We start from the raw sequence: 9,095 nt of genomic DNA on the forward strand, positions 1-9,095 counted from the left end.
TCGCGGCACAGTTCCCCCTGATCCTGCTCGGCGGGGTGCTGCCGACCCCCGGGGCCTCGGGGGGCATCGAGGCCGCCATGGCGGCCGTCGTTGCCCCACACCTCCCCACGGGCGCGGTGGGGATCTTCGTTTCGGCGTGGCGGCTTCTGACGTTTTACCCGCCGCTTGTGGCGGGGGCTCTGGCCGCGGCGCTGATCCTGCGGCCCCCCGCCCGCATGAGGCTGTCCCACGCCGAAGAAAGGCGTGCCTCGGGCTCGTCCGCCCGCGAGCCGGTGTAAGCGATGATGCCTGCTGCATACCCGACCCTCTTTTCGCTCACGGTAGCGCTCGGAGGGGCCGGGACCGAACGGGGCATGCAGCGGCCTGCTTTCCATCCGAAGACCAGCACCGGCAGTGCGCCTCGCTTTGTGCTCGTCGCCCTCTGCGCGGCGGCCCTTCTGCTGGCGGCGCCACAGAGCGCCCTTGCAGCGCGCCCGCCTTCACGGGGCCAGCCCCGCTTTGCTGCCCTCCCCATGGCCGGGCGGGTTTTCGTGGTCGACCCCGGCCACGGCGGCATTGACGGGGGGTGTAGTGCGGCGGGCTACCTGGAGAAGGAGGTGGTGCTGCCCATCGGCCTGGAGCTCACCCGGCTCCTACGGGCCGCCGGCGCCAGGGTGGGGTTGACGCGCAACCAGGACATGGAACTCGGCCACATGAACCCCGGCCCGGGTTCCCGCCACCGCCGGGACCTGGCCACGCGGGTGGCGGTGGCCCGGCGGCTCGGCCCCGACCTCATGATCAGCCTGCACGTCAACGCCGCCTCCAGCGGACGGATGCAGGGTTCCATCGCTTTCTACCCGCCCGGGCGCGTGGCAAGCCGCCGGATCGCACTGCGGCTCATGGACCGCCTGCGCGCTCTGGTGCCCGGCAACCAAAACGCCGTGCTCCCGGGCAACCTGTACGTCCTGCGCCACGTACCGTACCCGGTGGTGCTGGTGGAACTGGGCTTCCTCACCCACCCCGACGACCGCGCCGTTCTCACCTCGCCCGATGGCCAGAGGGCGCTTGCCCTGTCCCTGTACGACGGTATCGCCGACCACTTTGCCGACGAGGCACGAAGCCTCGAAGAGACCCCGCCCGGGCAGGGCCGCCCGGTTTCCAGCGGGGCCCCTTCCATAGGTCTTCTCGCCCCAGAGATGGCGGCCCCCCGGGCGTTCCCGGCGCCGGCGGCGATGTACGACGAGGACCTCTGCCCCCACCACGAGACGCCGTAGAGGCGCGCCACTTGCGCCCCCGAATTCCACCACCCGGGGGGCGTCAGACCTATGCCGGCGCTGAGGATCGGCACGTGCGGGTGGTCGCTTGCTCAGGGCGCCTACTTTGCGCGCTTTTCCGCCATCGAAATCCAGAACACGTTTTATGAACCGCCGCAGCTCGCCACCGCGCGGCGCTGGAGACAGGCCGCCCCACCCGGTTTTGCCTTCGCTGTCAAGGTGTGGCAACTCGTCACCCATCCGTCCACGAGCCCCACCTACCGGCGGCTGAAGACCCATCTCGACGAAACCGCCCTCCGGGAGTGCGGCTACTTCCAGCTCACGCCGGCCGTGGAAATGGCGCTGGTCCGCACTCTGGAGGTGGCGGAGGCCCTCGGCGCGCAGGCGCTGCTCTTCCAGACGCCGGCCTCGTTTGCTCCGGAAGAGCGCTTCATTCGCAACCTGCGCGCCTTTTTCCGCGCTCACCCGCCGGCGGCCACGCGCCTTTGCGTCTGGGAGCCCAGGGGTCCGTGGCCCGAGGGGCTCGTGGGCGAGCTGTGCAGGGAACTCGGTCTTGTGCACGGCGTGGACCCCTTCGCCGCCCGGCCGGCCACCCGGGGAACCGCCTACTTCCGCCTGCACGGTATCGGCGGCTACCGGCACCGCTTCACGGACGCGGAGCTTGACCGGCTTGCCTCCGAAATAAGGCAACGACTGGAAGCCCAGGAGGATGTGTGGTGTTTTTTCAATAACGTTACCATGGCTGATGATGCGGCCCGGCTGGCCGCGCGCCTTTGAAGCCGGGCCCAAAAGCGGAAGGATGTGCTTCACTCATGACAGGAAGTCCGCGCACTCTCAGGCGGGCTCTCGTCGCGGAGCTGGCAGGCATGATGACGGCGTTCGCACTCGCCGTGGCTTTCCCTGCCCTGGCGGAAGAGCCGGCAGGGCAGGCGGGCGTTCCCGTGAGCGAGGAGCAGGCGCTGGCTGCCCTTACCGAATCGCTCCGCTACGCGGAGGCAGGCGTGCCGTTCAAGCTCGGCGGGCGGATCACGGTGGACGAGTACCTGGCGTTGCGGGACCAGGATCCGGAGAAGGCGGCGTCGGGGGGCATCGATGCCTCCGGCCTCGTGTGCAACGCCTATCGGGCGGCGATCCCCAACCTCAAGTTCTTCGGGGGCCCGCCGGGGCAGGCAGGGCTGGCAGCGTACGTGACCAGCCGCACCCTGTACCGGTACAACGTCTCTCCGGTCACGCTGGAGGCGATGCGGCCGGGCGACCTCCTGTTTTTCAAGTCCCCGCAGAGCGGTGACATCACGGGGGTTGCCATCGTGGCGGCCCGGGCGGGCAAGGTCGTGCGTGTCGTGGTCGCGAGCGCCTCGCGGGGCAAAGTCGTGGAGACCGGCATCAACACCGAAGGCACCTACTGGGCGACGCAAGTCGCTGGCCTCGGGCGGCTCCTCTACCCGGCCGAACTGCAGCCCGCCGCGACGGCCCCCTGAGTGAGAGCCCGGGAGAGACCCTCTCAGAAGGCGGGCAGCGGGACCCAGATCTCGCTGCCCGCTCTCAGCGTGTCCGTCAGCTTCAAGTTGTTGAGGCGCGCCACGTCCTGGCCGGCGACGCCAAGGCGAAAAGCCAGCTCCCGGACGCCGACGGGGGCAGGCACGTACAGCCGGCGCACCGACGGGATCACCAGCACCTGCCCGGGTCGAAGCGTGGTGGTTTCCATGTCGTTGGCGTCCATGATGGCCTCCATGGTGGTGCCGAAGGCGCGGGCCACGTTCCACAGCGTGTCGCCCACTTGCACCCGGTAGCGGTAGGGCGTGCGCAACCCCTCGACAACCAGCCAGGTCCTGGGCCCCACCACCCCGTCGTCAGGCAGTCCCAGGGCCTGCTGGACGCGCCGCACCGCCTTGGTGGTCTCGGGGCCGAAATAGCCGTTGGGATGGATGGCAGTGAAGCCCAGTTCCCGCAGGAGTTCCTGGAGGGACCGGATGTCGTCGCCCCACATTCCCTCCTGGACCACGCGGTCCCCCGCGAGGGAGACGGCCGCCGGGGCCGGCCAGACGAGCGCCAGCAGGGCCAACGCCAACGCGGCTGCAAACGTCTTCACTCGCCACTGCATTGGCCTACCCCCGCTCCCCTCCGGGAGCGCGCGTTCTTGCCTGCTCCCCCGGCCTCCTGCCCCGTGACGGCCCGAAGCCATGCCAAGATGTTCCACGCGGCCCTACAGGCCCAGGTACGCCGCCTGCACCTGGGGGTTTGCCAGAAGCTCCTGCCCGCTGCCCTCCATCGCCACCCGGCCGTTCTCCAGCACGTAGGCGCGATCGGCGACGGTGAGCGCCTGGTGGACGTTCTGCTCCACCAGGAGCACAGTGGTGCCGGCGGCCGATATGGCCTGGATCACCCGGAACAGCTCCTGCACCAGCACGGGCGCAAGCCCCAGGGACGGCTCGTCCAGGAGCAGGATGCGCGGCTCGCTCATGAGGGCGCGCCCGATGGCCAGCATCTGCTGCTCGCCGCCGGAAAGCGTCCCGGCATCCTGGGTGCGCCTCTCAAAAAGCCGCGGAAACAGCTCGTAGACCCGATCCAGGTTTTTGCGGCGGTTGGGACGGGTGCGGGGAAGGTAGCTCCCCAGAAGCAGGTTCTCCTCGACGGTCATCAACGTGAAAAGCTGGCGCCCCTCGGGGACGTGCGCCACTCCGGACCCGGCGATGCGGTGTGCGCTCTCTCCCTGGATGTCGCGCCCGCCCAGCCGGATCCGCCCCCGCCTGGGCGCAAGTAGCCCCGTGACCGCCCGCAGCGTGGTTGTCTTACCGGCCCCGTTGGCCCCGAGCAGGGCTACCAGTTCGCCCTCGTCCACCCCAAAGCTGACGTCCCAGAGCGCCTGGACGTCGCCGTAAAAGGCGTCGATCCCCTGAACCTCAAGAAGCATGCACGCCCGCCCTCTCGCCGCCCGAGGGGGCCCGTCCCAGATAGGCTTCGATCACCGCCGGGTCCGCTGCGACCGCCGCGGGCGGGCCTTCCGCTATCTTCTGGCCGTGGTTGAGCACCACGATCCGGTCGCTCGTCCGCATGATGACCCGCATGATGTGCTCCACCGCCACGATGGTGATGCCGCGCTGCCGGATGCCCTGGATGAGTTCGACGGTGGCGTCGGCTTCCGTGGGGTTGAGCCCCGCGACCACCTCGTCCAGGAGCAAAAGCCGCGGGTTTGTCGCCAGCGCTTTGGCGATCTCCAGGCGCTTGCGTCCGGCCAGGGTCAGTTCCCGTGCAGCCGACCGGGCGCGCTCCTGGAGGTTGGTCCACCGAAGCACCTGCCACGCCGCCTCTTCGGCGTCTTTTCGGCGGGGATGGCTCAAAAACGCGGCCACCATCACGTTTTCCAGCACGCTAAGCTGCGGGAAGGGCCGCACGATCTGGAACGTTCGCGAGATACCCGCCTTCGCCAGGCGGTAAGGCGGTTCGCCCGTGATGCGGCGTCCCTCGAAGAAGACGTCGCCTGCCGTGGGCTGAAGGTAGCCGCTCACCACGTTGAACAGCGTCGTCTTGCCGGCGCCGTTAGGTCCGATCAGCCCCACGATCTCGCCGGGATAAACCTCCATTTCGACCTCACGAAGGGCCAGAAGCCCGCCGAAGGCCAGGCTCAAGCCCCTCACCTGCAGGACGGGCTCCCCTGGCAACCGGCCACCTCCTCCACAGCGCCTGCACGCCGCCCACGATGCCCTGGGGCGCAAAGCGCACCACGAGCACGATAAGAATCCCGTAGATGAGCAAATTGGCCTCTTTGAACAGCGCCCGGAGCCACTCGCCGGAGAGCATCAGCACCCCAGCACCCACCACCGGCCCCCAGACGGTGCCCGTGCCTCCGATGATGGCCATCAGCGCGAGCTCCACGGAGAGCCCGATGTCGAACACCCCGTGCGGCTCGAAAAACGAGAGGAAGATGGCGTAAAGCGCCCCGCCCACGGCCGTCAGGGTGCCGCTGACGGCAAACGCCCAGAGTTTGTAGCGCAGCGGGTGGATGCCAAGGGCCATGGCGGCATCCTCGTCTTCACGGATGGCCTGCAGGTAGTACCCGAACCGGCTCCACGAAAGCCACCATGCCACGCCGAGGGCCACGCTCACAAGTGCGAGCGCCAGGTAATACTCGACGGTGCGGTCGAACAGGTCTAGCCCGAGCGGTTCGGGCAGCGAGAAGATGAACAGCCCCTCCGCCCCGCCTGTCAGGCCTCTTGCGTTGATCGCCACGAGGCGCAGGATCTCCGCCACGGCAATGGTGGAGAGCGTGAAATACGGCCCCCGCAGCCGGAAGGTGATCCAGCCCCATACGAGCGTGACCGCGACCGCCGTCGCGACCACCGCAAGCAGCGCCGCCACCAGCCCGCCCGTACCGCTCACGCGCGACGACTGGGTCAACAGGCCGAACGTATACCCGCCCAGCCCTACCAGGGCCGCATGGCCCAGCGACAGCTGGCCCGCCCAGCCGCCCAGCACGTCCCATGCAAGCGCCAGGGCGGCGAAGAGCAGGAGCGTCACGCCCACGTTGAGCGCCCCCGGAAAGGCCAGGGGGTAAAAGGCGAGCGCCACAACCAGCCCGGCTATTGCGAGAAGACGCGTGCCGGCACCACCGCGAAAAAGCCTCCGGCCCAAACGCCCCCCTCCCCCTCTCACACCCGGCTCTTCCCGAAAAGCCCCATGGGCCGCGCCAGCAGCACCAGTAAGAACGCGACGAGCCCGAAGGCGTCCCGGTACCCGCTGGATACGTACGTGGCCCCCAGGCTCTCCGTCACGCCCAGGAGCAGCCCGCCGCCGATGGCCCCGATCACGTTGCCCATACCGCCCAGCACCGTCACCACGAATGCCTTGAGCGTGAAGGTGCCGCCGATGGTGGGAATGACGTACAGGATGGGCAGCATGAGCGTGCCGGCCGCGGCCGCCAGCGCCACCCCGATGCCGAAGACCAGGGCGCGGATGCGGCCGGTGTCCACGCCCTGCAGTTCGGCCGCCTGGCGGTTCTGCGCGGTGGCGCGCACGGCCCGCCCGAGCTCGGTTCGCAACAACAGCCAGTACAGGGCGGCGATGATGACCACCGTCAGAGCGAACGAGGCGGTGAGCGGTTTGCTCAGACTCACGCCTCCGATGTGGAACGTGCTCGTCGAGTACGAGGTATAGATGCTCTGCGGGTGGGCGCCAAAGCCGAACAGCAGCAGGTTGCTGACGATGAGCCCGATGCCCACGGTCATCAGGATGTAGGAGTGCTCGGGCGCGTGGGCGATGGGGGCAAGCAGCACCCGCTCCACCACAAACCCCAACAGCACCCCGGCCGGGAAGATGATCAGGAGGGCCAGGAACGGGTCCACGTGCCACCGGTTGAACAGCACCAGGGCCGAGTACATGCCCAGGGCGAGGAACTCACCGTGGGCGAAGTTGACGACCCGCATCACCCCGAAGATCAAGCTCAAGCCTATGCCGACAAGGGCGTACAGGCCTCCGGTGAGGAGGCCTGACGCCAGCACCTGCACGAACGCGGTCAGATGCTCCATGGACCCTCACCGCTGGGGCCAAGGCGGGGTCGGAAAGATCGGCTTGCCGGCAGCCACGTCCGTCGGGAATACTGTCACGAACCGCCCGCCTTGAACCTGTTCCACCACCATGGAGATGGGGTTCTGGTTGCGGAAGCCCTCATAATCCTTGAACTCCACCGGCCCGGCGGCCGTGACCAGCTTCGTGGCGCGCAAGCTCTCGCGGATGGCGGCCTTGTCCAACCGCCCGGCCCGGTTGATGGCATCGGCCGCCACCAGTAAGGCCATGTACGTCTCCGCGGCGTGGTAGGACGGCTCGCCGCCGCCGAGCTTCTCCTTCAGCTTCTCGTAAAGCTGGCGGGCACCCGGGTAACGCACGTCGGGGGTCCACGACGTGGCCGAGAAGACGTACTCGGCGGCGTCACCGGCGCCCTTGACGAACGATTCGAGCGCAAACCCGGCGGCCCCGCCCGCGAACATCTTGGGGTTGAGGTTGACCTCCTTGGCCTGGCGCATGATGGCCACGGCGTCTTCCTCGTAGCTGACCATGAAGACGATGTCGGGGTTGAGCGTACGGAAACGGTTTAAAATGGGCCGGAAGTCCGTCAGGCCCCGGTCGTAGGACTCACGCGCCACCACGGTGTAGCCCCGCGCTTTGGCGACCCGGTCGCCCGCGTCGGCCACCGACTGTTCGAAGGCGCCGCTGCCCGCCAGGATCGCTATCGTCTTCATGCCCCCCAGCAGGTCCGCCAGGTTGATCAGCGACATCGCGTAGCTCGTCGCGTTGGTCTTGGCCCGGAAGACCCACTCGGACCCGGGGCGGGTGATGGCGTCGTCGGCGCTGCCCGAGACCAGGAGCGGGGCTTCACGGCGGGTCATGTACTGGGCGAGCGGCTTGCTGATGCCGCTGGAGTAGCTGCCCAGGATGAGGGGGACGCCCCGGGCGAGCAACCGCTCGGCGGCCGAGAGCGCCGCGTTTTGATTGCTGGCGTCGTCCTCAACGGCCAGCTTCAACGGCCGGCCAAGCACGCCGCCCTTCGCGTTGATCTCCTCCAGCGCCACCTGGTAGCCGGCCATTTGCATGGCGCCAAAGGTGGCAAACCGCCCGCTGAGCGATGTGATGATGCCGATCTCAACGGCTTCCTCAGCCAAGGCCGCAGCCGCACCAAGGAAAACGACCACGAGCACCCCGATGAGCGCGGTTCCGAGAAGGGACAACTTGACGTGCCTCATCGTGCGGCAAGCCCCCCGGTTCTTAATAGATAGTGATGACTTCGGTAATCGGTCTCCACATTCCTTGTGCGCGGATCGGGGCCGGCCGCCGCCGGCCGGTGCGAAAGATGCCTGCGGTGCGGGGCCGGGTTGGGGGTCGCAGGGAGAGCGCCGGTCCAGGACGAACCGGGGTCAACGTGCCGCAGGGAGCAGAAAGGAAGGGCCGCCATGTGGGACGCAGGCGTTATCGCGTACCTCCAGCAGTTCCGGACACCGCTGCTGGACTCGATCTTCCGGACCTTCACGGGGCTTGGCAGCGACCTTTTCTACATGCTCCTGATCCCCGTGGTGTACTGGGCCGTCGACCGCCAGAAGGGCCACCGGCTGGCGGTGGTGACGCTGGTTTCGGTGTGGCTCAACGGGGTTGTGAAGGAATGGGCGGCCATGCCGCGGCCCGATCCGGCCCTGGGCATCGTGCGCCTTGCCGAAGCCACCGGGCCCGGGTTTCCCTCAGGCCACGCCCAGGTGAGCGCCGCGTTCTGGGGATGGCTGGCACTCGAGTTCCCCCGGCCCTGGCTGATTGCGCTCGCCATCGTTATGGTCCTCGGGGTCTCCATCTCCCGCCTGTACCTGGGGGTGCACTTCCTCGGCGACGTCCTGGGGGGATTGGTGCTGGGGTTCGGTGTCGTCGCCGTGGCCGCCGTGGTCATGGCACTGGCAGAGGAGAGGCGTCGGGCGTCGAGGGGGCGCCTGCTTGCTGCCGTGGCCGTGCCCCTTCTCCTGTTTCCGCTCTCGCCCTCATCCGATTCCGAGCGGGCCCTTGGCTTTTTGATGGGGCTGCTCACGGCGGACAGGGTGGCGCTCAACGCCATCGCCTACGGTGAGCAGGCCGGCCTGCTGCAGCACCTCGGCCGCCTCGCCATCGGGCTGGCCGGCTTCTTTGCGCTCGCCACGGCCGTGCGCGCCTATGCGGCACCGGGCCTGCCCGCGCTGTTCGGGTATGCGGTGGTGGCGGTGTGGGTGGCCGTCGTGGCGCCGCTCATCTTCCTCCAGACTCGCCTTGCCTCGCCGCCCCGGGAGGTCCAACTGCGAGCCCGGCAGCGCCGCATCCCCAGTATCGCAGCGCCGG

General features: G+C 68.6%; 11 protein-coding genes. 5 read left to right on the forward strand and 6 right to left on the reverse strand.

Annotation, left to right across the window (positions count from 1 at the left end; genetic code table 11):
* The 4 genes from AB1609_09280 to AB1609_09295 all read left to right on the forward strand — a co-directional run.
* A partial coding sequence (locus tag AB1609_09280; protein MEW6046658.1) for a hypothetical protein occupies positions 1-278 on the forward strand: 278 nt, incomplete at its 5' end.
* 3 nt (positions 279-281) lie between these two features.
* Positions 282-1,253, forward strand: a complete 972-nt coding sequence (locus AB1609_09285; protein ID MEW6046659.1) for an N-acetylmuramoyl-L-alanine amidase — start codon at positions 282-284, stop codon at positions 1,251-1,253.
* Positions 1,254-1,304: 51 nt separating this feature from the next.
* On the forward strand, positions 1,305-2,030 hold the full coding sequence (locus AB1609_09290) for a DUF72 domain-containing protein (GenBank protein ID MEW6046660.1): 726 nt from the start codon (positions 1,305-1,307) through the stop codon (positions 2,028-2,030).
* A 35-nt stretch (positions 2,031-2,065) separates the two neighbouring features.
* Entirely contained in the window at positions 2,066-2,731 is a 666-nt protein-coding gene (locus AB1609_09295; protein ID MEW6046661.1) for a hypothetical protein, read from the forward strand.
* Between the two features lie 23 nt (positions 2,732-2,754).
* On the opposite strand, the gene AB1609_09300 is transcribed toward AB1609_09295, so the two are convergent.
* The 6 genes from AB1609_09300 to AB1609_09325 form a co-directional block, all read right to left on the reverse strand.
* On the reverse strand, positions 2,755-3,354 hold the full coding sequence (locus tag AB1609_09300) for a LysM peptidoglycan-binding domain-containing protein (GenBank protein ID MEW6046662.1): 600 nt from the start codon (positions 3,352-3,354) through the stop codon (positions 2,755-2,757).
* Positions 3,355-3,456: 102 nt separating this feature from the next.
* Entirely contained in the window at positions 3,457-4,164 is a 708-nt protein-coding gene (locus AB1609_09305; protein ID MEW6046663.1) for an ABC transporter ATP-binding protein, read from the reverse strand.
* On the reverse strand, positions 4,154-4,912 hold the full coding sequence (locus AB1609_09310) for an ABC transporter ATP-binding protein (protein ID MEW6046664.1): 759 nt from the start codon (positions 4,910-4,912) through the stop codon (positions 4,154-4,156). Before AB1609_09310 ends, AB1609_09305 begins: the two co-directional genes overlap by 11 nt.
* Complete coding sequence (locus AB1609_09315; GenBank protein MEW6046665.1) at positions 4,842-5,882, reverse strand: branched-chain amino acid ABC transporter permease; 1,041 nt, start codon at positions 5,880-5,882, stop codon at positions 4,842-4,844. Before AB1609_09315 ends, AB1609_09310 begins: the two co-directional genes overlap by 71 nt.
* A 17-nt stretch (positions 5,883-5,899) precedes the next feature.
* Entirely contained in the window at positions 5,900-6,775 is an 876-nt protein-coding gene (locus AB1609_09320) for a branched-chain amino acid ABC transporter permease (GenBank protein MEW6046666.1), read from the reverse strand.
* A gap of 6 nt (positions 6,776-6,781) precedes the next feature.
* On the reverse strand, positions 6,782-7,987 hold the full coding sequence (locus AB1609_09325; protein ID MEW6046667.1) for an ABC transporter substrate-binding protein: 1,206 nt from the start codon (positions 7,985-7,987) through the stop codon (positions 6,782-6,784).
* A gap of 207 nt (positions 7,988-8,194) precedes the next feature.
* Between AB1609_09325 and AB1609_09330 the strand changes: the two genes are divergently transcribed.
* The coding region (locus AB1609_09330; GenBank protein MEW6046668.1) for a phosphatase PAP2 family protein at positions 8,195-9,095 on the forward strand (901 nt) is incomplete at its 3' end.

The organism is Bacillota bacterium (assembly GCA_040754675.1).
Lineage (GTDB): Bacteria > Bacillota > Limnochordia > Limnochordales > Geochordaceae > Geochorda.